Origin of the sequence: Nodosilinea sp. FACHB-141 (assembly GCF_014696135.1) — a bacterium.
Classification (GTDB): Bacteria; Cyanobacteriota; Cyanobacteriia; order Phormidesmidales; family Phormidesmidaceae; genus Nodosilinea.
The window spans coordinates 136643-162446 of sequence record NZ_JACJPP010000012.1 but is presented as its reverse complement, the minus strand read 5'-3'; the positions used below and the strand labels follow the sequence as shown (position 1 = coordinate 162446).

Here is a 25804-nt window from a genome sequence, read left to right as displayed (position 1 = left end):
TTCAATTACCACTTGCCGCTGGCTCCGCCCCCTGAAGACGACCCACCCCCCGAAGACGAGCTGCCCCCAGAGGTTGAGCCACCGCTAAAGCTACTGGAGGATGAACTAGTGCTGTGATGCAGCTGAGCTAAGGTAATGGTCGTTTGGTCGCTATGGTCGCAGTGGCGGCAGTGCCGTTTGGCCAGCGCTTCTCCCGACGAGTAATAGGTTGGCTCTTTTACTGTGGTGCGCTGCACCTCTTCCAGCGTTTTGTAGTGACAGCTCGGACAGGACTCAAAGGAAGTGATTAAGTTATCGAAGTGACGAGCGGTGTGCTTATGGCATTGGGGGCACTCAGCAACGGTGTGAAAGACCGACTGCAGCTCCAGCTCTAAGATTTGCCCTGCGTCTAGGTGGGCTTTGGCCTCGGTATCACTCAGATTGGTCATTCGCACCTGGCATAGCTCGCACTGGGGTCGCCATAGGTTGAGCAACAGTTTATAACCCGCAATCGCAACTCCACCAGAAACGAGCCCGCCTAGGCCGAGAATCAGCCACCCCCAAGGCAGTTTCTCTAGGGCTGTAGGCGGTGGCCCGGTCAGCTGTCCAACCAAGGCCTGGGTGCCTTCATACAAGCCTGTGCTGTAGGCCGAGGTCCGAAAGCGCGGCAGCATGTATTCATCAATTACGGTCTGCATGCGAGCGTCGTAGACGCGGCTGTAGCCCTTACCTAGCTCAATGCGCACGGCGCGATCGCCCTCTGAAAACAGCACCAGTACCCCATCGTTGCGTTGGGCATCGCCAATGCCCCAGGCGTTGAAAAGATTGGTGGCAAAACTTTCAATAGCATCATCCCCGGTTTCGTAAACCCCGATTGAGGGCACTGTCACCACCACGATTTCGATGCCATTAATTGTCTTAACCTGCTCCAACAACTCTCGCAGGTGAGCGGCATCAGCCGGTAGCAGCACCTCGCCGTAGTCGTTGATCTGGGCGTCTTGGCGCTGGGGATAGCCCGTTCGAGCCTGAGCCAGCAGGGAGTCGGCAGCAGTTTGGGTCAGAACAGACTGGACATTAGCGTTGCCTAGGGCTGAGTCAGGAGCGCAGAACACTAAACCCATCACGGCACTCACGCCCATGATTAAGATCCATCTCTGCCGCAGTTTTCCACTGATTGTTGCCACCGGTTAACCCCGCCTCCGCCGTGTTGATTAACTCCAGAATTCCCCTGAACTCGGCGGCGATCACTTCTGCTGTAGGGCAGGCAAGACTCTATTAAATTCAGCAGATCGGCGCGCTTTTGCCAGTACGCTCAACTCAAACAGCCTTGGTAGCAGGCTGGGATAAAGACACACCCGCTGCGGCGAGCGTGACTAAACCAATGGCACCAATCATGGTCAAGCTCAGGGTTTCGCCGAGCCAAAAAAAGCTGATTACGGCGGCGATCGCAGGTTCTAAACTCATCAGCACGCCAAACACGTTCACCGGCATACGGCGCAGCGCCGTCATTTCTAAAGAATAGGGCAGAGTCGAGGCCAGCATCGCCACCCCCAACCCCAGCAGCAAAATATGGGGTGACAGCAGCAGTCGGCCCTCCGCCGCGATCCCGACGGGCAGCAGCAGCAATGCACCCACCGCCATCGACAGCGCCAGCCCCTCCCCACCGCGAAAAGCCTGTCCCATGCGGGCCGACAGCACAATATAGCTGCCCCAGGCCACCCCGGCCAGCAGCGCCATTACCACCCCCCAACTGTCGAGCGCTGGGGTGTTGAGGGGCGATAGCAACACAATGCCCACCGCCGCCAGAGCAACCCACAATCCGTCGAGCCAGCGGCGCGAGTGCAGCAGCGCCACCGCCAGCGGGCCGGAAAACTCGAGCGCGACCGCAACGCCGATGGGAATCCGGGCGATCGCACCGTAAAACAGCGCATTCATCACCGCCAACGACAGCCCAAAGACCACCAGCAGCCGGTAGTCAGCCGGACGGTGCCCTCGCCAACGGGGACGGCACCAAGCCACTAACACCACGGCCGACAACCCCACCCGCAGTAGCACCATGCCCAAGGGTCCCACCTGGCCGAATAAGCTCTTGGCCAAGGTTGAGCCCAGCTGGGTCGAAGCCATAGCGGCTATCACCAACAGCGGCGCTGGCGGGTTAAAGGTAGGCAGCAGGGACTTGGGTAGCCAAGAGTTAGGCAGCACAGGGCAAAGCTCCAAGATCAAGGAGGCGAAAAAGCGTCCTCCAACTCTAACGCTCTCCGACCACTCCATCTAGCGACGGCATCGATACGCTGCTATCACCAGCATAAATATATAGATGTATGGATGGCCGCACCTTCAGCCGTCCTAATAGTGACCCTGGTTTTGGCTATGATCCGCTTTAGACTGTGGCAATTACTCCAGCACCCTGCTCCTAGAGGTGCAACATTTCTCCAGGATGCTTTCTATGCCTGATTTTTTAGCCCTTGACCCGACTCCATCACCGCTCCCACAAGGCCTCTCTGGAGTTTACTCTCAAGTGACTCAGTGGATAGCTGGCTTAGTCAACAGCAGCAGCAACTCCCTGAGTCAGATCGGTCACAGCATCGCTAGCTTGCCTGCTCAGGTGCAGGTATCCACAGCGATCGACACCACCGCGGCGTGGCATTTAGCCCTGTATTGGTTGCTGGTGCTCGTCATGGTGGTGGGGGTAATTGGCGCAGTAGTGCCGGCCCTGCCCGGAATCACGCTGATTGTAGGGGCCATGGTGATATGGGGCTTAGTTGTCGGGTTTGTCGGCCTCAAGTGGGCGTTGGGGGTCGCGATCGCCGCTCTCATCCTCAGCTTTGTCATCGACTACTTGGCTGGGGTGCTGGGGGCGCAGCGAGTAGGGGCCAGCAACTGGGGTCAAATTGGGGCTTTTATAGGCATGTTTTTTGGCCTGTTTGGGTTGCTACCTCTTTTGCCGACGGGCATTCCCCTGCTCGGGCTTTTGATCGGCACGGTGATGGGGGCTTTTATTGGCGAATTTCTGCACCGCCGCGAGCTGAAGCTGCTCCAGCGGGTCAAGCAGTCGGCCAAGGTAGGCTTGGCCATTGTGGTTGGTACGCTAGTCGGCAATGTTTTACAGGGCATTCTTGCCCTGATTAGCCTAATCGTGTTCTTAGCCACTACTTGGCCAGGAAGTTGGGCCTAAAGTTCACCTCTTGAGCGGCTTGAGACCCGCTAGCAGCGCCATCTCGCGCCATTTCCAGTGGCAGTCAACATCGTCAAGCCCAAGCTGCCTTAGCCAGCCCAGCTGAGTTTCCACATCCAGCAGTTGGTTGGAGGGATCTTCTTCGTCGGGGGTATAGCCAATGGCCGCTAAAAACTGGTGGTGCAGCCGCTCTGTAGGAGAAGCCACATGCTCCAGGTTGCAAAAGCAGCCTTCGGGTTCCAGAATTTGGCATATCTCTGCGTAAAGGGCTGCCTTGCGGGGATGTTCGAGGTGGTGAATAGCAAAGCTTGAGACCACTGCGTCAAAGGTGCCGAGGTTGGGTAAAGGCTGAGATAGGTCGTGGCTAACGATAGTAACGTTGGGGTCTGCACCAAAGCGATCGCGCACCGCCGCCAGCATGGTCGGCGAAAAATCCAGCGCTACGCAATTGGCCTCAGGCCGATCAATCTTCAGTAGTCTCAGGAGTCGTCCATCTCCTGTACCCAGGTCGAGAATACGACGAGCCGTTTTGGGCACCAGATCCAGCAGTACAGCCTCCCCCTCGGTGCGGTGCGGAATCGTATCAGCCCGGGCTAGATAATCTAGGGCATGGCTGGCCGAGGTCCATTGGTTGCCGGTCGGAGATAGGGTCATGGCGTTTGCGGATGTAAAGGCGTCTGACATTGCCCATTGTGCAGCGCAGAGATCTCCTCAGCCAGGGCAAAATCTAGGCTCGTCGAACCTTAGCGTCATGGGTGGTCACCGAGAGCGTGACGCGGTTGACGATCGCTAGATCGGGGTGGTGCTCCAACCTATCAGCGGGTTCTACGAGACGCATTTACAAGGGCGACGGCGGCAGCAAAGTCAGCAAATTGGCAGACCGTCCTCAGGCTCTCGCCCTCCTATAACCACTCAGAAGATATGTTCGCTACACCGGGCAGTGGATAACTTCCCCCAGCGTCATCCCCAAACTCAGTGCGCCCAGCTTTCTACCCAAGCCGCATCGCATGGGGATCCGCCTCCCTACGTCAGGCTTCACCAATGAACCCCTAGGCCGTGATTCTGACATAGGGCTAGATATAGAGTATTACCGCCAAATTAAACTATCGGTAGCGCAGAGATGTCAAACCCTGGTGGCGATCGCCCACCAAATCGGCGATCGCCAAGGGCTCAATCACATCATTTAGACAGTCGCTCTAGCGATTCAAAAGACAACAAATTCGCGAAAACCTGAACCCGCATTTAGAAACCAAGAAATAAACTTTCGTTTCGGCCAGATGACGGAAGTACAAAATTACCTATGTAATTTTACGGAAGCCTACTACCAGTTGGCCGATTTGACCCACAAAAGCACGTCATATTTTTCGGATTTCTCTGTTGCGATTAAACCTACAAGGCGCTCAAAAATCGAATGTTTACGCAGATCTACGGATTGATTTATTCCTAAAAAAAGTTTGCTCCTTCAATATTTCTCGTAGGGGTGAAACCCCTCTTAAAGGATTTTGGCCTCTTAGATAAACTTAACCTATTGAGGCGTGAGCACTCAGTTTGAGAGCTAGTTTTCTACAGTTCTCGATTAGCTGAGTCACTGAAAATCTCACCTGAAGTAATGGCTAAAGTTTTTATGTTCCCCTTTCTATTTACTAGTCAGTCAAATTTAGAGAACGCCAAAACAGGGTGCGAGGAAAATGTCAAGGGATGCGCTTGTTGTCGGGATCAATGCCTATCAGCACCTGCCGGTTTTGCAGGCACCAGCCCACGATGCTGAGTCAGTGGCCCGCTGCTTAGAAAGCTTCGCTGAATGCCGCGTAGTCAGGCTTCCAGAGGCCATCACCCATCAAAAACCGGAGATTAGTCAGCGAGGCGGTGTGACCACAGCGCTACTTGAAGAAGCGCTCATCAAACTATTTAAGCCAGCCGGCAAAACCATTCCTCAAACCGCCATTTTTTATTATTCTGGCCACGGTTTACAACGCCAGGCCGGCATTCAAGAAGGCTATTTAGCAACTAGCGATGCCAACCCGGCCGCAGGGCATTACGGGCTGTCGCTGCACTGGCTGCGGCGACTGTTGCAAGAGAGCCCAGTGCGTCAACGAGTCATTCTGCTCGACTGCTGCAACAGCGGCGAGTTTTTTAACATGCTAGAGGCCGATCCGGGTGCCCGAGCCGGCACCGATCGCCTCTTTATGGCAGCGGCCCGCGAGTATGAAGCCGCCTACGAATCTCTCAACAGCAACCACAGCGTCTTCACCCAGGCGCTACTGTCGGGCCTCAATCCCTACAAAATCAAGGGAGGCATTGTTAACAGCCACTCCCTCACAGACACGGTCAACCGAGAACTCAAGGGCGAGCTACAGCAGCCTCTGTTTGAAAGCTCTGGCAGCGAAATTGTGCTCACTCGCGTGTCAGGCATGGTTGCCCCCGCCGGAGATACACCGCCCCCACTGCTAGAGAGACTGCAAAAGCTCCGCTATGGATTTTGCCCCTTTCCGGGAATTGCCCCCTTCGAGGCTGCCCATAGCGAATTCTTTTTTGGCCGTGACGAAATCACGCAAACCCTTGTCGAGCAAGTGCAGTCGTCTCGGCTGTGTGTGGTCACAGGGGCATCAGGCATTGGCAAGACCTCGCTATTGCGGGCCGGGCTGCTGCCCCGCCTAGCTAAAAGCGAAGGCACCACCGCCTGGACGCTGCGCTACTTGGCCCTGGGGTCTTCGCCCCTCACCAGTCTGGCAGACGCCTTTGTTGACCCCGGTGCTACAGGCTTGCATCGAGCCGAACAACTGCGTCGGGCCGAATCGTTTTTGCAGCAAGGAGCAGAGGGATTTTGCCAGCTGATCCAAGCCTTAATGGGGGAACAAGGTCCAGAAGCCCGCCTGGTACTCGCTGTTGATCAGATAGAAGCGCTGCTAACGCCTGGTTCAATCTCCGATCGCGATCGCCGTCTAGTGATCGATTGTTTGACAGCCGCAGTACAAAACGTCCATATTCCGGTTCACTTAGTGCTGGGTCTGCGGACTCACCACCTTGAGAGCCTGAACGAGTTCCCAGACTTTCAGGCTTTGGTAGCGGCCCACAGCCTGGCCGTACCGGCCATGACCTACAACCAGCTCAAGGCCACCATTGTTGGCCCCCTCGAAAAGGTGGGGCTGAGCTATGACGCCAACCTGGTCTACACGCTACTGCTCGACATTGTCAGTGCCCCCGCCGACTTGGCTCTGCTTCAGCTGGTCCTGAAAGAGCTGTGGCTACGGCGAGAAAACACCCCTGACCTCTCCAAGCCGCCGCATTTGACCCTAGCCGCCTACGCAAAGATGGGGGGCATTCGTCACCTGCTTAACCAGCGGGCTAACGAGTTGTACGAGAGCCTTACGGCTCCTGAGCAAGCCGTTGCCCAGCGCATATTTCTGAGCCTTTGCGACCTAGGCGATGGCGCCATGGTGACTCGCCGTCCAGTGTCTTTGCCTGAGCTAGTCACCGAGGCCATGTCCGAGCCCGCTGTTATTGCAGTGCTAAACAAGCTCATAGCAGCCCGGCTGGTGGTTGCCCAAACCCAGTCACAGTTCCCCAGGTGCAATATCGCGGCCCATTCGGTGCCCGGATGGGCACCGGCGGATCCTGACGGTATTCTTTTCACTATTACGGGTGAGCTGTTGAATTCTCAGCCAGCTACCACCAGCATCCCCTGTTTTGACATTGCCCATGAGGCTTTGATCCGCAACTGGCCGCTACTGCAAGAATGTTTGCAAACCCAGGGGCCACGGGTCAGGCAGCAGCGGACCATTGAGGGTGCCGCCCAAGAATGGCAACAGCAGGAGCAGCCTAACCATCCCGACTATTTCTTGAGCAAAACTCGCCTTAACGAGGCAAAAGTTTTTCAGCAGACTCACCCCGAGCAGCTCTCGGTGCTGGCTAACCGTTATTTGGAGGCCTGCGATCGCTACACCAAGCGCTGCGGCCGTCAGCGCCACCTGGTCCGACTGCTAATTCCGCTGAGCATGGCCACCGGCATGTTGACGGCCTACGGCCACAGCTACCTCAGCCAGCCAGCGACTGGGTTTAGCTTGGCGAAACCTGGGGTCAGCGCGGTTACCCCTTCCTTCAACCTTGCCGACCCGCCAACCTCTACCGATGCAGACATTCCCACCCATCTGGGTTCGCCCCAGACAGGAGTAGTGCGCACCAACATGCTTCCTCTGGGGTCGCCCCTGCCCAGCCCACCGCCTCAAGAGCATCGGGCGGCCGCACCGCAGCTGCAGGCAGCCCTGGCCAAGACGGCCCAAAAATTGAAGCCGCTCCCCCGTACCGATGACTCAGAGGCAGCTCAGACCACCCTTGCCACCTCAGCTGCCGCTAGCGAAAGCAGCAGTCTGCCCCCAGCTAACCAGGTAGTCAAGCTTGAGGCTTGGTGGGTTTCGCCCGACGACCCATCAGTGATGATTCAGATTTGGTGTACGCGCACCCAGGCAGAACCGGTGTGTTTTACCTCCACCGCCGCCCGCAGCCAACCGGGGCAGCCCTAGCTCCAGCAAAGAAAGCTATCCTAGTCTTCGTGGCTGAAGCGATGGACGGGGCAAGCAATGCAAATTTTGTCGGTGGCGCTGCAAAACTTTAAGACCCACCGCGATCGCTACTTTGAGTTTCAACCGGGCACCAATGCCATCTGCGGCGAAAATGGCGCGGGCAAGACCAGCATTTTAGAGGCGATCGCCTGGGTGCTCTTCAATTACCAGGGCGACTACGGCAAAGACGATCTGATTCGCAACGGCAGCGGCAGTGCCCAGGTTACGGTGGCGTTTACCTCCAACTATGATGGCCGCACGTACCATGCTCAGCGCTGTACCCAGCGGGGCTACGCTCTATTTGACCCCCAGCTTAACGAGCGGCTACCCTACACCCGCATCAAAGACGAGGTGCTGCCCTGGTTGCGCCAGCACCTTGGGTTAGGCCCCACCACCAACCTAGCTCAGCTGTTTGCTCGCACCTTGGGGGTGCCCCAGGGCACCTTCACCGCCGACTTTTTACAGCCTGCTGAACAGCGCAAAGCGGTGTTCGACGCCATTCTCAAGGTTGAAGACTACAAGCTAGCTTTTAAGCAGATGAACGCCCTGCGCCGCTACGCCGAGGATCAGGCGGAGGCCACTAAGCGAGAAATTACTCAATACGAAGAAGCGCTTACCCTTTGGGATGACCTGCACCAGCGACAGCAACACCTGACCAACGCAATTGGGATCAGCAAACAGCGTTTAAAGGCTTTGCAGACTATACTCGCCACTCTGCAGACCCAGCGGGACGCGCTCAAAGCCCAAGCCCAGGCGGTGCAAACCTTGGCTACTCAGCGCCAGGGGCTGGTGCATCAGTTTGAGGTCAAGCAGACCGCATTAGTCCGACTTCAGCAGTCAGTGCAGCAGGCTGAGCAGGCGATCGCCCTGTGTCAAACCCATCAGCAGGCCTTCAAAGCCTATCAAGCAGCGGAGCAGGCGTTAGAGGCGCTAGGTCAAGCCCAGCAGCAGCGCCAGCACTTGCAGATCGAGTACCAAACGCTGCAAACTGCCCAGAACAAAGCCCAGGTTGAGCTGGCTAGGTGGCAAACCCAGCTCGAATCGTTTGCGGCGACAGAGCGGGAGCTAGCCCAACTTGAGCCGCAGATAGCCACCCAGACTCAGCTTGAGGCCCAGCGCCAAGACCTGGTGCAGCAGCTAGAGCAGGGCCAGCGGTGGCAGCTCCAGCAGCAGCAGTACCAAGCGGAGCTGAAGCAGCTCAACCAGCAGCGGCAACAAGCAATCCAATCTCGCGATCGCTTGCTAGCTCTACAACCCCAGGTCGAGGCCATCGCCGCCCTCGAAGACCAACGCGATCGCCTCCAGCAGCAGCTCAGCCGCCTGGCCGCTGCCCGCCAGTTTGAAGCGGAAATTAATGCCCTGGTGGCAGACAGCCGCCGCCAGGGTCAAGTCCAGCAGTCTGAGATTGAAGCAGTGCTAAGAGATTTAGCGGTGTTAGCCGAGAGCCTGCCGTTGCTCTCAGGCCCAACCTTAGACCGTCTGGAGCAGTCGCTCCAGGGAGCTACCAAGCTGCACGGATCATTGCTGTCAGCCCTAGACGCCATTCTCAGCGACCTAGCAGATCAAACCGACGAGGCCGCCCTTAAGACCGCGCTGCACACCTTAGAAAACGACCTCAAACAGCGCTATGGCTGGCGAGCCGAGTTAGCGCAGCTGGGTAGCATCGCCGTTCAGCTAGAGCACATTCAGCAGGCCCAGGCTGAGTTGACTGCGCAGGGAGAAACTCTTACCCAGCAGCTGGCCCAGCATACCCAGGTACAGACCACCTTAGAAAAGCTGGAGCGAGAGCTTGAGACCCTGGGGCGACCGCGCGAAAAAAGCCAAATTCTCGGACGCACCCTGCAAGACAAAGCCCGGGTGGAGCAGGCCGCCACTGCCCAAGCCACCGCCCTAGACGCGCTAGACCAACAGCTCAAAGCGCTGACCAGTCAGCTAGAGCCCTTTGCCGACCTAGACCAGCGTCTGGCTCAGGTGCAGCGCGATCGCGCCCAACATCAAACAGGCTACAGGCTATATCTACAAAACCAATCGCTGGCTAATCAGCACAGCCGGCTGGAGGCCGAACTCGCTGAGGCTGAGGCCGACCTTGCCAAGGCGTTGCAGCAGCAGCAGGAGGCTGACCAGGCCTACCAAGCTGCCCTAGCGGAGTTCAACCCTGAGGCTGCTGCCACATTAGAAGCCAACTACAGCACGACCAAATCCGAATCTGACCAGCTGGCAGGGAGCCTACCCCAACAGCGTCAGCGACTGACCGACATCGACCAGCAAATTGCTGGGCTTGAGGCGATCGCCCAGCGTCGCGACAGCGCCAAACAGCGGCTCCAGGCTCAGGAAAAGGCTAGACGCTTTATCAATTTTGCCCGTAAGGCCTATAACGAAGCGGGGCCACGCATTACTGAGCAATATCTGCGCAGCGTTTCCCAGCAGGCCGATCGCCTATTTCGTGATCTGCTCAACCGCCCCAACGTAGCTCTGCAATGGACCAGAGACTACGAAATTGTGGTGCAGGATGGGCCTAACCAGCGGCGGTTCATTAATCTATCGGGGGGCGAGCAGATGTGTGCAGCCCTGGCGGTGCGCCTGGCTCTGCTCAAGGTGCTGGCCGATGCCGACATTGCCTTCTTCGACGAACCCACGACTAATATGGATCGCCCCCGTCGCCAGGGGTTAGCCGAAGCGATTGGCCGCATCAAAACCTTTGAGCAGCTATTTGTGATCAGCCACGACGACACGTTTGAGCAGGTAACCGAAAACGTGATTGTAGTAGAGCGGGAGGCCAGCTAATCCTCCCTAAAAAAGCAATGCTGCTCGCTCAGACCCAACGTTGGCGGCAACAAAAAACCGTCCCTGGCTTGGGGACGGCTCTAGAGGTAGAAGTTCTACAGAAAACAACTGCTGCTGGATGGGAATCAGCAGCTAGCTATTACTTAGAAATCACGCTGCTCGAAAAGGCATCACCGCTGTAAGCAGGTACGCGATCGCCGAAGTCGGTGGACTGGCCAGTCACAGACAGAGCCAGTTGATCAAAGGAATCAGAACGCCAGTTGCGCTCGTGGATTGGCTTAGTTTGCTCACCCCGGAAATAAGCTTGGGTGCCAATCAGTGCAGCAGCGACCCAGCCAATGACGAAAAGAGAAATCAATAGGGCAGTCATAAATAAACCTCCAGTGCGGGATGGTGACGGTCGCAAAACGCGCCGCTCACCTAACTCAGCGATGCAATCGATGCCGATGCATTGCGCTTATGTAACTTAATGTAAATCAAATGTAACAAAATGTCAAATTAGATTGCGGAGAATGGCTGCAAATGATATCTCTCTTGACCAAGTGGCGGAGCCAGTGCTCATCGCTCCCCTTACCCTCCCAAAGCTGACCACGAAGCAGCTCTAGGAGGACACAAATATTAAAAGGTCCCTTGGGTATATGCTCTGCAAAAGCGTCTAGGATGAGATCCACGGTAAATGCGTCAATAGCCCTCACTGCAAGGGTTTGAGCAATTGATGAGACGCACGGGTCATTTGCATTGCCCAGACGATTGCCTGTCTGCGATCGCTCAATCTAGCCTTCTCTACACGGCCTTCCCATGCATTCCTACACGCGCTACTCCCTTGACCTACTCACCCAAAACTACAGTCGTGGGCAGCTCAAGTTCCACCATTTAGATCTGCGGAACGTATCGCTGGAGGGTATGAAGCTGCCCTTCGTTGAATTTATTGACTGCAACCTCTCGGGCCTAAATCTATCGGGGGCTTTTATGCCGGGAGGCGTGTTTACCCACAGCCTCTTGCGCAAAAGCAAACTCAACTGGGCCAACCTCATCGGCAGCGACTTCTTTCGGGCCGATTTATCTGGCGCTCACCTCAACCGCGCTCTGCTTTCAGGAGCCAAGCTGACCGGCATCAATCTTCAGAGTGCTGTTCTTAAAGAGGCCGTGCTCAGTGGCAGTGACCTGCGCGGCGCCAACCTCAAACGGGCCTGCCTGCGGGGCGCTAACCTCAGCCACGCCAACCTCCAGGGAGCCGATCTGCGCGAAGCTGACCTGACCAACACTGACCTCGACGGGGCCAACCTGATCGGGACCATGATGCCCGACCACACCTACATAGACTTTAATTTTGACATGCTGCCAGCCGGGGCAGAATAGCACTCCAGCAGTTTTGTCCAACCGTCGTCGCTATAGGACTGCGGTTTTGGCAAGGGAGCCTGAGTCGATTGCAAGCTAGCAATGACCTAGTGCAGCGCCACCTCAGCACCGCCGAACAACACCAGCGATAGAAAGAAGTCGACCATAAACAGCCCCACCCAGGTGGTAACCACCGCTGAAGTCGCAGCTCGACCGACCGACCGGCTACAGGTGGTCGTCAACCCCCAGGTGCAGCCCGCCAAAGCGACGATGGCCCCAAACAAAACCGATTTGATCAAGACAGCAATCAGGTCGTTGAGCACCATCAGCGATCGTACTGAGTCTAGAAACTGTTCCACGGGCATTTCGTAGAACAAAAAGGCCACCCCAGCTCCGCCGACAATTCCCAGCACGAGGCCCAGCACCGTGAGCACTGGCAGCATCACGCAGCAGGCCACCACCCGAGGCACCACTAGGTAGTCAATGGGGTCTGTGCGCAGCACCTTGAGGGCATCGATCTGGTCGGTCACCTTCATGCAGCCAATCTCAGCCGCGTAGGCTGTGCCCACCTGCCCAGCCATGATTGCCGCCGTCAAGATGGGGGCCAGTTCTCGGCAGAAGGCCATAGCAAAGGCCCCACCCAGGGCGTGCATTGCTCCAAAGCGCTCCAGCTCGCGCGCGGTTTGCACAGTAAAAATCATGCCAGCAAAAACATTTGTCAACAGCACTGGAGTCAGGGTGAATGGCCCTGCCGCAACCATTTGCTCTAAGGTCCGCTGGCCATTGACTCGGCCACGCAGAATGCGCATGAGCACCTGTCCGCCCAAAAAGCAGGCCATCACAATGTGATAAGGGCAAGATTTCGCCCGCACGGTCACTGCCGGTCGGGGTTCAGGCCGGGAGACACAGCCGGAGTTGGTCAACTCTGGGAGGGCAAAGGAACGCCGCAGGGCTTTGTCGTAGGCCTTAACCATGGCAACAACTCGTAGGGTAGATGGGCAGAGGTAAATTACCAAGCTCAGAGTGCCCTAATAGAGCAGTTCTATGGAGCTGTACTGCAACGGCAGCGACGACGAAGATGCCCTCTACTCAAGCGTGAAATTAGGCCTGAATCAGGTTAATGCCGCGCCCCAAGCCAGCGCAGCCAACATTGGCCAAGGCCAAGCACTAAAGGCAATTGTGATAAATCGTCACCAAGGTGCCCCCAATTTACAGAGCCTGACCGGGTTACCGACGTTTCTTCCGACAATTTTCACAATTTTGGCTGCTTTTTGAAGCGAAACCCGTTCTTAGGGGGATGCCCGGCACTGCCGCTTCAAACCACATCAACGCTTACCTACTGCCAACTCTCCTAGCCCAGCTTCTCTAGAAGCCGAAGAAGATAGTACGTTCTTTAGTACGAATCCCAAAAGAGCATGGTACACTTGTACCAAATCTTTCGGGACTGCCCCTTGGCCAGGTGATTGTCGGTCATAAGCGATCGCTCTACACCAGCCAGGTGAGTTGATGGGCAGGGTTAATGGTTTTTGGCTGCTCCTCACACGGTTACCAGACAATGGATTTTCAAAGCATTCAAACCAAACTCACCAACACAGTCAACGCCCTGAGCCAAAACGATGCCCCCGTACAAGTTGACTGGGCCAGTGAACCATCGCTGCCAAGCACAGTGGTGCGAGGGTCTCAGGCTGTCCCTGGAGGGCCATCGCGCCCCAGCGTAGATTTTTCTACGGCTATTAATGCTCTGCAATGGCGCTCTGAACAGGCAGGGGGAGCCGATCTAGCGGCCAGCTTACCCGCTGGATCAGCGCCTGCAGAAGTCTACCTCAAACGCCTGAACGCTATGGCGCACAAGATTAACCAGCTATCGTCAGAGCAGGAACGGGCGATCGCAGAAATGCAGCTGATCCGGGCTCGCTTGACTCGCACTCATCCCATTGCCAACGCCCAGGGGCAGCCTATAGCGCCTCCCTACCTCGACGTCGAGCGGGCAGTTCTAGCGTCGGCAGAGATGGATAGCCAAGGCAATATCGTATTGGCTTACCGTACCGTTAGCCCCACCCCATCCCCTGGGCCTCGGGCCAATCCTATTGGAGCCGAGGTCAACCAGCTGGCTGGCCATTTGCGCACCACCTATGGTCCTTCTAAACGTCGGGGGCGAAGCCAGTGGAGTGCCCTAGCTTCTGATTTGGTCGCCCTGGGGCAAGAGCCGTCTGAGCTGGTTGCTCGCCTGAGCCGCACCGTATGGAATACCGGGTTGGCGATCGCTCGCTTTGTGGCCCCTCAGCAGGCCAGACCCTCGGTTGCGTCTAGTGCTCCACTGGGGCAGCCGCAGCGAGGAGCATCTCTTTCTGTGGTTGACGGGGTGCTGTGGTTGGGGGGTGGAGTCATTGGTCGACTGGCTTTGAATCTGCTACTGGCCGCCTTTCCAGCGCTTTGGTCAGTAGCAGTAGCAGCAATTACCGCGATCACAGCCTATGCCCTCTACCGAGCAACCCTGGCCCCCAAACTAGCCTTTGGCCCAGCCATTCGGGTGTTTTTGCTGGTTTTAGGACTGGTTGTGGGCGGCCGGCTCTAGCGCGGGTTAGCTCTATTCTTCATTGAGTTTTAAGGAGGCAGCTGATGGTTCCAATGCATCCCCAGAGAGAGAAAATCACTTTGGCAAATGCCAAGCCCTTTATCGCAGGGGCCATTGTGTTAGCCATCGGGTTACTGGCCATCGACGGTCAGAGGCTGGGCGGCTGGTTGCAGGCGGCTGGTACCCAGAGCGTTGAGGGATGCGAAAAGATTGTGCAGAGCACTGCCCAGTTGAGCCGTGAGCAGCTCGCTCAGCTGCTGGTCGTGCCCGAGCGTGACCCGAAAGAGAATGTGCGCAAGATTGTTGCCGAGCCCTACTGTAGCCTGCCTCAGCTCCAAGTACGCTCTGGGGTAGTTTCAGAGCGCGAAGCATACCCCATGGCGTGGGATCCGACCGTTCAGCTAGTAATTCTGTACGAAAATGACGAGTACGCTGGCTACCGCTTTCGGTTTCAATAGTGCCCTGCTGCTGAGCGGCCAATTTGGCTGGAGACCCCTAGGCTCCTGGGCAAGAGGTCGGTTTTCTCAGCCCTGGCGCTCGAGCAGACTACCCCTTGGACTCGGCCGACTGGCCCTAGGTCTAGGATTGGGCATGCTGCTGCTTGGCCTGGGTGGTTGCGGCAGGCTGACGCCGATGGCGCCCCGTCAGATTGTGCTGAAGCAAGCTTGGGAGATCGAATCGGGCGATCGCGTGGCTGGGCAATTAGTAACCGGCAGCCTGGGCGATATTTCGATCCGGCTGCAGGGTGCTCGGCTGCGCGCTCCTTTTACGGGCCAGGTAGAACTGGCAGCCAAGGGGTTTAACTGTATTTACTTTTCGAGCCCAGAGGTACCGGCCTACCTGTTTCGCTACTGCGGTGTTAGCCGTCCCCATTTGGGACCCATTGAAGCCGGAGACGTGATGGGGCGCGGGCGCTACATTCACTTTGCCACCCTGCGACGGCAGCCCGATGGCTCCTGGGCTATGGTCGAGCCCTCCGATCGCGTGCTGGAGCGATCGCTCAATCGACCACCGCCACGCTTACCGTTCTAGGCCTAGCCGCGCTGTTTCAGAACTCCAATCAACTCCTTTAAGCCTGCTCCCGGCAATTTAACCTCCTTCTGCCCATGAAGCTACATCTCACTCTCCTAGCCGCTAGTGCTCTGCTGGCACTGCTTTGCCCGACTGCGGTGCAGGCCGACGACGGCATTCTTAGCTTTGAGCTCTCGCCGCCTCAGTGGGTGGAGCCGCCGCCGATCGCCGAGGCTGTCGCACCAGCGGTAGACAACGCCAACCAGCCCCTGCCCATTCCGGCCCAGGCAGCCAATCCCCCAATGCGCTACCACTCCCCCCAGCAGCTGCCGGCGGGGGTATATCAGCGCGGGGTAGCCGTAGGTCTGAATGAGAGCACATCGGCCACTGCCCTGTTGCCACCGGCTCCACCGCTGTCCATGGCCCCAGTGATGGTGGCTGCAGCTCCTGAACCAGTCGCCCCAGAACCCAAGGTTGAACCACCAAAGGAAACGCAGCGGCTAGCCCTCGATTTTGGGTTGGAACCCTCAGCGGCGGTGATCATGGCCCAGGCAAAATTGTCTGAGCCTAAAGCCACTCCCAACCCATTGTTAGGTCTATTTGAAGGCAACTCAGATTCTCTAGTAGCCAGGGCAGTGGGCAGTGCTGAGGGCACTCGCACTCCCAACGGCGCGATTAATCCTGCCTATTTTGGCCACACCGACCCCGGCAACCGTGTGTGGAACATGGGCACGTTTTCCTACCAGCACGGGGCTCAAACTCCCGAAGAAGCCGACCAAAAACAGCTGGCCCGACTTCAAAATCAAGGGGATGTGCTGCGCCAAAGAGCCCTCAAGCACGGCCTGAACCTTACCCTTGAGGAAACCCTCAACGGGCTGGACCTGGCCAATCAATCGCCCCTAGCCGCCATCGGGCAGGTGGGTTACATTGAGCGTCTCGCTGAGGCTAAGGCGAATGGATACGAGGGTTCTGAGGCCATTTTGGTGGCTCGCACCCGTTCCTATATCAACCCCAACACCGGGCGCTGGAATGCCCCTGGGTTGGGCAACACCGAAGCCGGCATTCGCCGTGACCAGCAGCGCCGGGCCAGTGCCGTAGCCCAGGCGATCGCTGCCTATGAGACCCAAAACCCTGACCTCCATCCCCAGACCTGGGTGCTAACCCCTGCCCCCGAGCCTGAAAGCTTGGTGGCTCTGAACAGCTCTGAGGCGGAGCCTGTAGATGAGGTACTGCAAATGTGGACTTCTCCCAGTGACCCTGTTGCCCAGATTGAACCGACCAACGAGGCGGTCGCCGCTTCGCCAAACCCAGCTGAGGCCAGTGACACCGATCCGCTAGCAGCACTATGGCAGGTTACCGTCGAACGCTTCTCCCAAGCGGCGTTCCCGTCAGGAGCTGGCACCTCGCCGCAGACAGCCTCCCTTGCTAACGCCCTGTTTAACCGGGGCAATGGTTCTGCTACCACAACCGCCGTCCCAGACCACGACGAGGCAACAGCTCCACCGCCAGCATCGGTTGCTAGTAGCGATAGTGCACCTTCTGCCGATGAGACATCACCGACCCCGATACCAGCAGCGGCTACCGACAGTGGAGCTCAAGAGCTTGGAACAGATTTGGTGCCGTCTGCCGCTGCACCTCCAGCAGAGACGGTAGCGGAGCCAGCTGCGATCGCCCCTCCATCCTGGGCCGACGCAAGAGAAGGTAGCCAATCCGTTGTTCCAATCACTACTACATCCCCTGTACCTGGGGCATTCCCCGACAGCACGATCTATATGCCTCAGGCTACCGTTGCAGAACCCGATGCGCAGCCAGCTACAGCGCCTCAGGAAGACCCTGTGTCTCCGGCAACCGAGGTTACCGCCAATCCAGAGGCCGAACCGCCCGAGGCCCCGGATGCCCTAAATACTTCAGCAGCGCCTTTAGCTGTTCTAGAAGCGGAACCTACCGCTGTCCCCGCTGACGCGGCGAGCACTCCTGAGCCAGAAAAGCCCTTGGGGTTCGAGCAGGTCAGCTCAGACGACCTGTCGCTGAGGACCTCTCCCACGAATGTCGAGCCTTTAGAACCAGAGGCGATCGCCCTACCAGATGCAGAGCCAAGCCAAGTCATTACCCCAGACGCTGCACGGGAAGGCGCCTCAGCTCAGTAGTCCCTTGGGTATCTCTAGTTGATCTACAGAAGCAGAGCTTGGGTATAGAGAGAACACCATCAGCATTGCCTGGGTTGCTGACAGAAAGTCGTCGACCGAAAGACGCGACGCCGCAAGAATTGCGATCGCGAGCAAAGCAGCCAACTTTTAGCGGTTGACCAACAACAGCACTGATCACAACACTGGAACAGTCCTTTCTAGTAGTGTTTTAGTCCTTGTAATGTCCTTTTCGTCACTGCCGATTCTCCAACAGCCTGGGCAACTGACTGCAAATCCAGCAAAATAGTAAAGTCTCTCATAAAGATTAATAGGCTGATCTTAAGAATTTACCTTCGCGTCTTGCCCCACGCCTAGCATAAGGAAATCCTGATCGTTATCTTGCCAGGCCCATGCCGGAGCCCGACACTCACTCTCCATCCAACGACCTTTCTGCCCTTGACGTGCAAAGCGGCAGCCCGGCTATTGATAGCCGCCTCAATGTGGACCAAATGCTCTCTCTAATCGATAGCATCTTGCCCTTTGAGGCCTGTCTCTACCACGAGATTATTCCTCTCTCTGTGGAGTCGAGTTGCCTACACCTCGGCATGGTCAACCCGTCGGACACCGTCGCTACGGAATATGCCCGCAAGCAAGTCTCCTTCATTCACTGCTCTGTAGTGTCGTGGCCCGTAGCCTCTGACTGGCAGCGCAAAATGCTCTCTAAGTATCTAAGTCACGCATCTCGGCAAAAAGCTAAGCCCCAGCCGCAAGATGAGGCAGTGCCCCAGCCGCAAAACCAGGTCGATGAGTTTCTCACGTTTATTGTTGATAGCCCAGAAGATCTGAGAAGCGATCGCCCCACCCCAGTCGCTGACAGCCCAAAAGAATTGCAGAGCGATCGCCCAGCTCCCAACCTGCCGCCTGCTCTCTCTACTCCAACTCCGCCCCAACCTCAACCTCCAGGAATTGAGCTAGAGTCTCAACCCCTAGCCCTTGTGCTTGACCCGATTCTTAGCCAGGTTCCGCTTAACCAACTACATCGCTTACCGCCCCCTAAACTTACCCAGGCGCTGCTTTATCAGGTGCTAACCGAGGGCATTGGGCGTCTCTATCTAGAACGGCGAGCCGCCCATGGTCAAGTGCTCTGGAGCAGAGACGGCGTGGTTCAAGCCGCCCTAAAAAACCTGAGCCTCGACCAGGTTCAAAGCGTCATCAACGAACTCAAGCGGCTAACGCATCTGCCCCTGCTACCAACTGCCCAACCAAAACAGGCCGACATTGAGCGGCTGTACAAAGGCGAACGCGTGTTGCTGCGCCTGCGGCTAATGTCGGGTGCCCACGGCGAAGAAGCTACCCTTCAAGTCCTACGGGGAGCCGCCCTCAAGTTTTATCAGCAGCAGCAAATTAAACAGATGGGAGAGGATGCCCTTGGGGTTGCTCAAACCCTGCAAAAACGTATTTTTGAGATTCGTCACCGGGCTCGCCAGTCGCTGACAATTGAGCCTCCTTCGGCGCGGACACTGGAGGCCTTGAGTCAGCTGCTCAAAATGATGGAAGAGCAGATTGAGCAGATTATGAAGTCGTCTACTGGTCCAGACAGTGAGACATAGCCCTGATCAAAAAGGCAGGAGCTATGGCAAAAAATACAACGCAAAGAACGAAAACCGTAGGAAATATTGGGTGTGCCTAAGCCCGGCATTCTGGAGAGGCTTTACTGAATGCCCAAGCGGCTATATTGTCGACCCTTAGAAGTCAGGTGGATATCCAGTCTTGGCCCTAGCGCTCTGACTTAGCACCCCAGGCGCCGGTTACACGGCCAAAGTTAACTCGAAACTCGTCTAAGCCCAACCAGGTGCCGGGGCGTTCTTCATCCCAAGATGCTGACAGCACACCATAAGTAAGGCCTACTACCCCCAGGCCAAAGCAGCCTAGGGTTACTAGCAGTACAAAGTAAGAAGGCAACTCTACTACCTGATTAGCTACGAGATAGTAGCTAACGAAAAAGGTCAGTATTCCCAGCCCCGTGGGGACGCCGGAGAAGGCCAACATGCGGCGCAGCATGCGATCGCTCACCACCTGAGGGATAGCGGTTGTTGCACTGTTCGACCGCTTAGCTTCAGCTGGCTTTTTGCTAGCAACAACTGGCTTGGCCGCAGCAGGTTTATTCACGGCAGCTGGCTTTTTGGCTGATTTCTTTGTACGGGCTGGCTTAGCAGCCTTTGGTGACTCATCGGCAGGCTTGCTACCACTCTTACCACCTGGCTCAAAGGGCAGCCGCTTTCGGGAAGACTCAGAGGCCATAGAGCGCTACACGGACTACAACAAGCGACAGGAATAAATGGGCGTTGGGCTAGCGGTGCTAGCCCAACGTTCTTACCTAAAGGCAAAGTCAAATAACGCGATCGCAGTACCCAACTCAGGCTACCTACCAGAGAACCTCGCTGAGTTCAACTCAACTTAACCCAGCTAATCTGGCTTCGGCGGAAAACCTAACCGCGAATACCAAGCTTTTGAATCAGCGCCCGATAGCGCTCGGAATCTTGCTTTTGCAGGTAGGCCATGAGGCGCTTGCGATGACCAATCATTTTGAGCAGGCCACGGCGAGACGAGTAGTCTTTTTTGTTCTTTTGCAGGTGGGCGCTCAGCTGATTGATGCGTTCGGTGAGCATAGCAATCTGCAGATCGGCGGAGCCGGTGTCAGTTTCGTGCACTTGATAGTCGGAAATAAGTTCCTGCTTACGCGCTTGCAACAGAGTCATGGGACAGACAACTTTTCTAGAAGAATAATTTTGAGCCAGGATTTTTCACTATAGCATAGGGTCTACTGCACCCATCTGGTCTCAGCAGAGGATTACTGGCTGAGCCATGCGATCGCCTCGCGCACCCAACTTTCTGGATCCGCCGTCTTTTGCAAAGCAGAGCTACGCCCTACCGCCTGAAGCGCCTTGAGAATCTCGCTCTGGCTATAGCCTAGGGCGCTCAACGTAGCTTCGACCTCTTCGTAGAGAGTTGGTATCGGCCCAGCATCGGGCACCAGGCCCACCCCCGACTGAGTTTGCCAGTCTTGCAGCTTGGTTTTAAGCTCTAGCACCAGACGCTCAGCGGTTTTGTTGCCTACCCCTGGGGTACGCGACAGCAGGCGGGTGTTACCACTAACTACCGCCTGGGTCAGCTCGGCCTCGCCCAAGGTGTCGATTAGGGCCAGAGCCATTTGGGGACCAATGCCGCTAACGCTAATTAGCAGCCGAAACAGGTCGCGCTCTTGGCGCTGGCCAAAGCCAAACAGTACCGCCTGGTCTTCGCGAAAATAGAGGTGGCTAAAGAGCTGCACCACTTCCCCGAGGGGCGGCAGCTGCGATAGCTGGCGGGCGGGCACCTGCATGTCATAGCCCACCTGATTGACGTCTAGGGTGACGATAATTTTGTGGCTACCAGGCTTTTGCACATCGGCTAGCACCCCCTTGAGATAGCTGATCATGCCGAGGGGTCAGGCTTTTGCGGTGGACGAGGGCGATGTGAAGGGCGATCGCTCCCAGCATCGGCGCGGAGGTCCGATGGCATCGCACTGGGCGACGAACCCTTACCGGATTTGGGGCGCTGGGTTGGAGTTGGCACCGGGGCTTCCTTCGGTGGCTGAAGGTGGCTGCGCCCGTTTTGAATGATGCGCAACATCTGCGATAGCTGCTGCTCTACGCTGGAGAGCACCTGGTCAGCGTAGCCATCGGCCTCCTGCTGAATCATGTCTTGCTCGTCTAGGGCCTTTTGGCGCAGGGACTCCCACTCACGCTGGGCTTGAATCTGCATTTGCTCAATGTCACCCATCACCTGGGTACGCAAGCTATCGCAATCCTGCTGGGCCTGGGCTTTGAGCTGTTGGGCCATTTGCTCAGCCTGGCGCACAATGCCAAGTTCATCCAGTATTTGGGCTGCCTGCTGCTCAGCAGCAGCAATCAGTTCTTGGGCATAGCGCTCAGATTCGGCCAGCAGGCTGTTGCGCTGCTGCAAAATTTGCACCGCTTGGCGAAAGGCCGGCGGCAGGTTAAGGCGAATAGCGTCGAGTTGGTCAAGCAGCTGATCCTCATCGACCAGGGTACGCCCACTAAAGGGCACCCGGGGACTAGCCAAAATCAGCTCTTCGAGCTTATTCAGCTCCTGTTGAATGTCGATGTCGCCAGGGTTAGGCAGGCCCGAGTTTGTTTCCGTCGCCTCTACAGACAATCCATTGGTTTGGGCACCGGCACTGCGGGACTGGGCGGTGCGGGGCTGAGCGTTGAGGCGGGAGGGTTCTGGGCGTAGCATTGGTAAATGTCTCGCGCTACATGGTGGGGAACAAGGTGGTCGATGGGGCCGCCAAAGCGGGCAATTTCTTTGACCAGGCTGCTGCTAAGAAAGCTGTACTCTGTAGAGGTTGACAAAAAAAGAGTCTCAATATCATCGGCCAGGGTCTTATTAGTATGCGCCATTTGCAGCTCTTTTTCGAAATCGGAGAGCACTCGCAACCCCCGCAGCAACACCTGGGCATGGCGCTGCCTGGCATAGTTGATGGTGAGACCATCGTAATGGTCAATGTCTATATTGTTGAGATGCCTCACCGATCGCTCGATTTGCTGAATCCGCTCGTCGGTAGAAAACATGGGCACCTTGTTGGGATTGCTAGACACCAGCACGATCACCCGCTCAAACAATCGACTGCCGCGGGTAATGATGTCTAAATGGCCCAAGGTAATGGGGTCAAAACTGCCGGGATAAATGGCAATCAAAACGGCTTAGCCAGTATTCCAGGGTTAATGTGGCGATTATAGCTAATTTCTAGCCATTAAGGCTTAGACCCGCACTTCTATAGGACGGGATGGTTAGCCGGAGAGGGCAGGCGCTTGCGGTAGACGCGATCGCATCGAGCTGTTTCCACCCCACTGGCAGCTTCGTAACCACTGGCTTCGTACAGCATGACCGCTTCCTTTAGTACCGAGGCCGTTTCTAGCCAGATATCGGTAAAGCCGCGCTGCTGAATAGCAGATTCTAATGTGCTGAGCAGGTAACGCCCTAGCCCTTGGCCGCGCGCCTGAGGCAGCAAATACATCTTGCGCAGCTCCACGGCACCATCCCCGCGCTGGGTAGGACGATAGCCAGCGGTACCGACCAGCACACCGTCAAGCTCTACTACCCAAAATTCGCCGCCCGTCTCCCAGTAGCAGTCTTCGACTTCTAAGGCGTCGCGATCGCTATCGGTCGGTTCACAGGTGAGGCGATATTCCTGCAGCACCTCGCTAATGACGGCAACGGCAGCCGCGCGATCGCGCGGCTGCCAGCTGCGAATTAGGTAAGGGCCAAAGGTGCTGCGGTGTTCTAGCGGCATCGAACGTCTCTAGCTATGAATGCGGGGCTGGGGGTGCAGGCGAGCCAAAATCTCGCTTTCGGCAGCGGCCAATTCAGCCAGTCGCGCTTCTACCTCGGCACGGGGAAAGCGCCCAGTGGCCAGCACCCAGTAAGCCCCATAGTGGCGAGCCTCTGAAGCCATGAGACTGCGGTAAAACTGGGCCAGTTCAGGATTGGAACAGTGCTGGCCCAGCAAACCTAACCGCTCGTGGCTGCGGGCTTCGATCAGAGCCGACACCAACAGCACGTCCAGCTGACGATGGGGTTCGTCGGAGCGTACCTGCTGACGCAGAGCGGCTCCATAGGGAGGTGGCGGCAAGGGGCCAAAGGCAACGTGGCGACGCTCTAGCCACTGGTTGACTTGGGCAAAGTGGGCCAGTTCTTCCTGGGCGATCGCAGTTAGCGCTTTCACTAACTCAGCATCCGACGGATAGCGGTTGATCAGGCTCATGGCCACCCCCGCTGCCTTGCGCTCGCACTGGGCATGGTCGAGCAAAATCACGTCCAGATTGGCCAAAGCTTGCTCAACCCACGCCTGGGAAGTTGGTGTCTCTAAAAATTTAATCGTGGCAGTGGCCATGCAACCTCGGGGAGGGTTTAGCGCCGATCCCAGTCTAAACTACTAAGAATCTGCGGGCACTTGATGCCGGTCTTTGAGGTATTTCACCAACGCGTGCAGGCCCAGACGATAGCTGTCAGCCCCAAAGCCGCAGATTTGACCTACAGCCACCGCAGCAATATATGAATGATGCCGAAAGGCCTCGCGCTGGTGGATGTTGCTGAGATGCACTTCGACGGTGGGAGTGCCTACGGCTGCGATCGCATCTCGAAGGGCCACGCTAGTGTGGGTGTAAGCCCCAGGATTGATTAAAATGCCGTCTTTTTGACCAAAAGTAGCCTGAATGCAATCCACAAGCGCCCCTTCACCGTTCGATTGAAAGAAATCCAAAGAGACGCCTAGGGTAATCGCCTCAGCTTCTAGGGATGCTTCGATGGTAGCGAGTGTTTGCCGACCATAGATCTCGGGTTCTCGCAAGCCCAGCATGTTGAGATTGGGGCCATGAACAACTTGAACCCTTAGCAATGCTCGTTGCCCTTTGGATTAATGTTTACGCTAGCAATACCATTTGCTTACTCATTCTCTATACGAGCACAGCGCTCCAAGTCACAAGTGCTGCACTCAAGAATGATATCAAGCGACAACATCGCTAGACTCTAGTCAAAATCTTTTAAGAGCACCCCTAACGGCGGGGTTCTTCTACCGGAATAGGAATCAAGTCAGGTTCTGCCTGATGCTCAGGGCCAAATAGAGCTTCAATTACTCTATCAACCCAGTCGCTCAGCTTTTCGAGAGCCTTTTCGATGTAGTCCATTAGGGCAAACTCCTTACTGGCACATGCCACCCTGGTTGCTCTTACCTAAAACCAGCTCTAGGCCAGATGGGGGCTGCATTTATCCATAATTACATAATAGCCATTTGAAGCAAATGATCAACCTACGTTACAGCAGGTTGCGTCGTAGAGCATCTAAGGCAGAGAGGGCACTGAGCTGGCGTACCCAGTCGCGCCCTCGATAGCCAGAAAACTCGTGTTTATACGTCAACACCTCGCCCCCGGGAGTAGCTAGGCCTATATAAACCAAGCCTACAGGTTTGGTCTCGCTGCCCCCGTCTGGCCCGGCAATGCCAGTGATGCTCAAAGCCCAATCGGTTTGCAGCAGCGCCTTGACGCCTAGAGCCATCTGCTCCGCCACGATCGCACTCACCGCTCCCTGCTCCTCTAGAACAGCGGCATCCACCTTCAGAAGATTGACCTTGACCCGGTTATCGTAGGCAATCACGCCGCCGTGAAAGTAAGCAGAGCTGCCGGCCATGTCGGTCAAGAGCTGCCCCAAGCCACCACCCGTACAAGACTCGGCCACGGCTACAGTTTGCTGTCGAGCCAGCAGCAGTTTGCCAACCACCGAGGCCAGAGTATCGTCATCGGCACCGTAGCAGTCAGCGCCGACTAGCTTCCGAATGCCAGCTTCGACCGGCTCAATTTTGGCCAGGGCCGCAGCGGTGGAGTCGGCTCTCGCGCTAATGCGCAGCTTGGCTTCGCCTTTGCTGGCGTAGGGGGCCACCGTCGGGTTGCCTTGGCTGAGGTAAGCAGCAACCTGCTCCGCTAGAGCCGATTCACTAATGCCCCAAAACCGCAGCATGCGGCTGACGATGGTGGTGGTCACCCAGCCCTGGGCGCGCAGATAGGGTACAGCGGTCTCTTTCCACATGGCCTGCATTTCTCGCGGCACACCGGGAAAGGTCATTAGAGTTAGGCCAGGCCGGGGCGACCAGATGATGCCGGGGGCAGTGCCTTGAGGATTGGGTAGCACCATCGCCCCCTCAGGCAGCAGCGCCTGTTTGCGGTTGCTGGGGGGCATGGTCCGGCCCCGGGCGGTAAATTTGGTCTCAATGTCTGCCAGCAGGTCGGGGTGTTCAACCAGAGGGGCACCAAACAGGTCAGCCAGCGTCTCTATGGTGAGGTCATCGGGGGTAGGGCCCAGACCTCCCGTGAAGAGCAGGAGCTGCGATTCCATACCCGAAGGCTTCGCAAACCGCTCGGCCGCGGTAGTCACCGCCTGTTGAATGCGGGCCGGGTTGTCACCCACAACGGTTTGGTAGTAGTGGGCAATGCCTAGACTGGCTAGCTCTTTGGCCAAAAACTGAGCATTGCCATTGAGAATATCCCCCAACAGCAGCTCAGTGCCCACGCAGATAATCTCTGCACTTCTGGTGCCAGAGGGCAAATTGTCCGTCTCAGAGGGCTGAAATGCTGGGCTTGAGGTCATAGAACGTCCTAGGGGCGAAATGGGCCAGAGATGGGATGGCCGAGGCGCAATAGTG

The 25804-nt window shown here is 56.8% G+C and carries 25 protein-coding genes; 10 read left to right on the top strand and 15 right to left on the bottom strand.

Annotated elements, in window-relative coordinates; translation table 11 throughout:
* Window positions 1-5 precede the first annotated feature (5 nt).
* Together H6F59_RS13190 and H6F59_RS13185 are read right to left on the bottom strand one after the other, a co-directional pair.
* Window positions 6-1118 (bottom strand): YgcG family protein, encoded by a 1113-nt coding sequence (locus tag H6F59_RS13190; protein ID WP_190700367.1) that lies wholly within the window; start codon window positions 1116-1118, stop codon window positions 6-8.
* A 178-nt stretch (window positions 1119-1296) separates the two neighbouring features.
* A complete protein-coding gene (locus tag H6F59_RS13185) occupies window positions 1297-2181 on the bottom strand; it encodes an EamA family transporter (protein ID WP_313887205.1) in 885 nt (294 codons plus the stop codon).
* Window positions 2182-2656: 475 nt separating this feature from the next.
* On the opposite strand from H6F59_RS13185, the gene H6F59_RS13180 reads away from it, so the two are divergent.
* Entirely contained in the window at window positions 2657-3154 is a 498-nt protein-coding gene (locus tag H6F59_RS13180) for a DUF456 family protein (protein WP_190700829.1), read from the top strand.
* A gap of 3 nt (window positions 3155-3157) precedes the next feature.
* Here H6F59_RS13180 and H6F59_RS13175 read toward each other — a convergent pair whose 3' ends face one another.
* Window positions 3158-3808 carry a class I SAM-dependent methyltransferase gene (locus H6F59_RS13175; RefSeq protein ID WP_190700359.1) on the bottom strand — a complete coding sequence of 217 codons (651 nt, stop codon included), beginning with the start codon at window positions 3806-3808 and terminating at the stop codon, window positions 3158-3160.
* A 353-nt stretch (window positions 3809-4161) separates the two neighbouring features.
* Here H6F59_RS13175 and H6F59_RS13165 point away from each other — a divergent pair, with 353 nt between their 5' ends.
* The 3 genes from H6F59_RS13165 (at window position 4162) to H6F59_RS13155 (ending at window position 10497) form a co-directional block, all read left to right on the top strand.
* Window positions 4162-4341, top strand: a complete 180-nt coding sequence (locus H6F59_RS13165) for a hypothetical protein (protein ID WP_190700353.1) — start codon at window positions 4162-4164, stop codon at window positions 4339-4341.
* Between the two features lie 501 nt (window positions 4342-4842).
* Complete coding sequence (locus tag H6F59_RS13160) at window positions 4843-7674, top strand: caspase family protein (RefSeq protein WP_190700350.1); 2832 nt, start codon at window positions 4843-4845, stop codon at window positions 7672-7674.
* A 57-nt stretch (window positions 7675-7731) separates the two neighbouring features.
* A complete protein-coding gene (locus H6F59_RS13155) occupies window positions 7732-10497 on the top strand; it encodes an AAA family ATPase (protein ID WP_190700347.1) in 2766 nt (921 codons plus the stop codon).
* Window positions 10498-10636: 139 nt separating this feature from the next.
* On the opposite strand, the gene H6F59_RS13150 is transcribed toward H6F59_RS13155, so the two are convergent.
* Window positions 10637-10867 carry a photosystem II protein, Psb35-related gene (locus tag H6F59_RS13150; protein WP_190700344.1) on the bottom strand — a complete coding sequence of 77 codons (231 nt, stop codon included), beginning with the start codon at window positions 10865-10867 and terminating at the stop codon, window positions 10637-10639.
* 428 nt (window positions 10868-11295) lie between these two features.
* Between H6F59_RS13150 and H6F59_RS13145 the strand changes: the two genes are divergently transcribed.
* Entirely contained in the window at window positions 11296-11856 is a 561-nt protein-coding gene (locus H6F59_RS13145) for a pentapeptide repeat-containing protein (RefSeq protein WP_190700340.1), read from the top strand.
* Window positions 11857-11942: 86 nt separating this feature from the next.
* On the opposite strand, the gene H6F59_RS13140 is transcribed toward H6F59_RS13145, so the two are convergent.
* The gene (locus H6F59_RS13140) at window positions 11943-12674 is read right to left on the bottom strand and encodes an MlaE family lipid ABC transporter permease subunit (protein WP_190700825.1); all 732 of its coding nucleotides are present in this window, start codon (window positions 12672-12674) and stop codon (window positions 11943-11945) included.
* A 716-nt stretch (window positions 12675-13390) separates the two neighbouring features.
* On the opposite strand from H6F59_RS13140, the gene H6F59_RS13135 reads away from it, so the two are divergent.
* The 5 genes from H6F59_RS13135 (at window position 13391) to H6F59_RS13115 (ending at window position 19157) form a co-directional block, all read left to right on the top strand.
* Entirely contained in the window at window positions 13391-14410 is a 1020-nt protein-coding gene (locus H6F59_RS13135) for a hypothetical protein (protein ID WP_190700337.1), read from the top strand.
* Between the two features lie 44 nt (window positions 14411-14454).
* Window positions 14455-14868 carry a hypothetical protein gene (locus H6F59_RS13130; protein WP_242021451.1) on the top strand — a complete coding sequence of 138 codons (414 nt, stop codon included), beginning with the start codon at window positions 14455-14457 and terminating at the stop codon, window positions 14866-14868.
* A gap of 133 nt (window positions 14869-15001) precedes the next feature.
* Window positions 15002-15442: a hypothetical protein gene (locus H6F59_RS13125; RefSeq protein WP_190700332.1), complete on the top strand. Its 441-nt coding sequence runs from the start codon at window positions 15002-15004 to the stop codon at window positions 15440-15442.
* A gap of 74 nt (window positions 15443-15516) precedes the next feature.
* On the top strand, window positions 15517-17568 hold the full coding sequence (locus H6F59_RS13120; protein ID WP_190700329.1) for a hypothetical protein: 2052 nt from the start codon (window positions 15517-15519) through the stop codon (window positions 17566-17568).
* Between the two features lie 389 nt (window positions 17569-17957).
* The gene (locus tag H6F59_RS13115) at window positions 17958-19157 is read left to right on the top strand and encodes a hypothetical protein (protein WP_190700326.1); all 1200 of its coding nucleotides are present in this window, start codon (window positions 17958-17960) and stop codon (window positions 19155-19157) included.
* A gap of 166 nt (window positions 19158-19323) precedes the next feature.
* Here the strand turns inward: H6F59_RS13115 and H6F59_RS13110 are convergent, their stop codons facing one another.
* The 10 genes from H6F59_RS13110 to H6F59_RS13070 all read right to left on the bottom strand — a co-directional run bounded on the left by H6F59_RS13110 (window position 19324) and on the right by H6F59_RS13070 (window position 25749).
* The gene (locus H6F59_RS13110) at window positions 19324-19848 is read right to left on the bottom strand and encodes a PAM68 family protein (RefSeq protein WP_190700323.1); all 525 of its coding nucleotides are present in this window, start codon (window positions 19846-19848) and stop codon (window positions 19324-19326) included.
* Window positions 19849-20036: 188 nt separating this feature from the next.
* Window positions 20037-20306, bottom strand: coding sequence for a 30S ribosomal protein S15 (gene rpsO / locus H6F59_RS13105; protein WP_190516600.1), 270 nt, complete (start codon window positions 20304-20306; stop codon window positions 20037-20039).
* A 92-nt stretch (window positions 20307-20398) separates the two neighbouring features.
* Entirely contained in the window at window positions 20399-21025 is a 627-nt protein-coding gene (ruvA, locus tag H6F59_RS13100; RefSeq protein WP_190700320.1) for a Holliday junction branch migration protein RuvA, read from the bottom strand.
* Complete coding sequence (locus H6F59_RS13095) at window positions 21022-21846, bottom strand: hypothetical protein (protein ID WP_242021450.1); 825 nt, start codon at window positions 21844-21846, stop codon at window positions 21022-21024. The genes ruvA and H6F59_RS13095 overlap by 4 nt, the downstream gene beginning before the upstream one ends.
* On the bottom strand, window positions 21756-22307 hold the full coding sequence (coaD, locus tag H6F59_RS13090) for a pantetheine-phosphate adenylyltransferase (RefSeq protein WP_190700317.1): 552 nt from the start codon (window positions 22305-22307) through the stop codon (window positions 21756-21758). Before coaD ends, H6F59_RS13095 begins: the two co-directional genes overlap by 91 nt.
* Before the next feature lie 77 nt (window positions 22308-22384).
* Window positions 22385-22903: a GNAT family N-acetyltransferase gene (locus H6F59_RS13085; protein ID WP_190700314.1), complete on the bottom strand. Its 519-nt coding sequence runs from the start codon at window positions 22901-22903 to the stop codon at window positions 22385-22387.
* Between the two features lie 9 nt (window positions 22904-22912).
* Window positions 22913-23503: a tRNA-(ms[2]io[6]A)-hydroxylase gene (locus H6F59_RS13080; protein WP_190700311.1), complete on the bottom strand. Its 591-nt coding sequence runs from the start codon at window positions 23501-23503 to the stop codon at window positions 22913-22915.
* A 42-nt stretch (window positions 23504-23545) separates the two neighbouring features.
* Window positions 23546-24007 (bottom strand): type II 3-dehydroquinate dehydratase, encoded by a 462-nt coding sequence (aroQ, locus tag H6F59_RS13075; protein ID WP_190700307.1) that lies wholly within the window; start codon window positions 24005-24007, stop codon window positions 23546-23548.
* A 157-nt stretch (window positions 24008-24164) separates the two neighbouring features.
* Window positions 24165-24296: a hypothetical protein gene (locus tag H6F59_RS26750; protein WP_255524794.1), complete on the bottom strand. Its 132-nt coding sequence runs from the start codon at window positions 24294-24296 to the stop codon at window positions 24165-24167.
* Window positions 24297-24423: 127 nt separating this feature from the next.
* A complete protein-coding gene (locus H6F59_RS13070) occupies window positions 24424-25749 on the bottom strand; it encodes a competence/damage-inducible protein A (RefSeq protein ID WP_190700304.1) in 1326 nt (441 codons plus the stop codon).
* Window positions 25750-25804 lie beyond the last annotated feature (55 nt).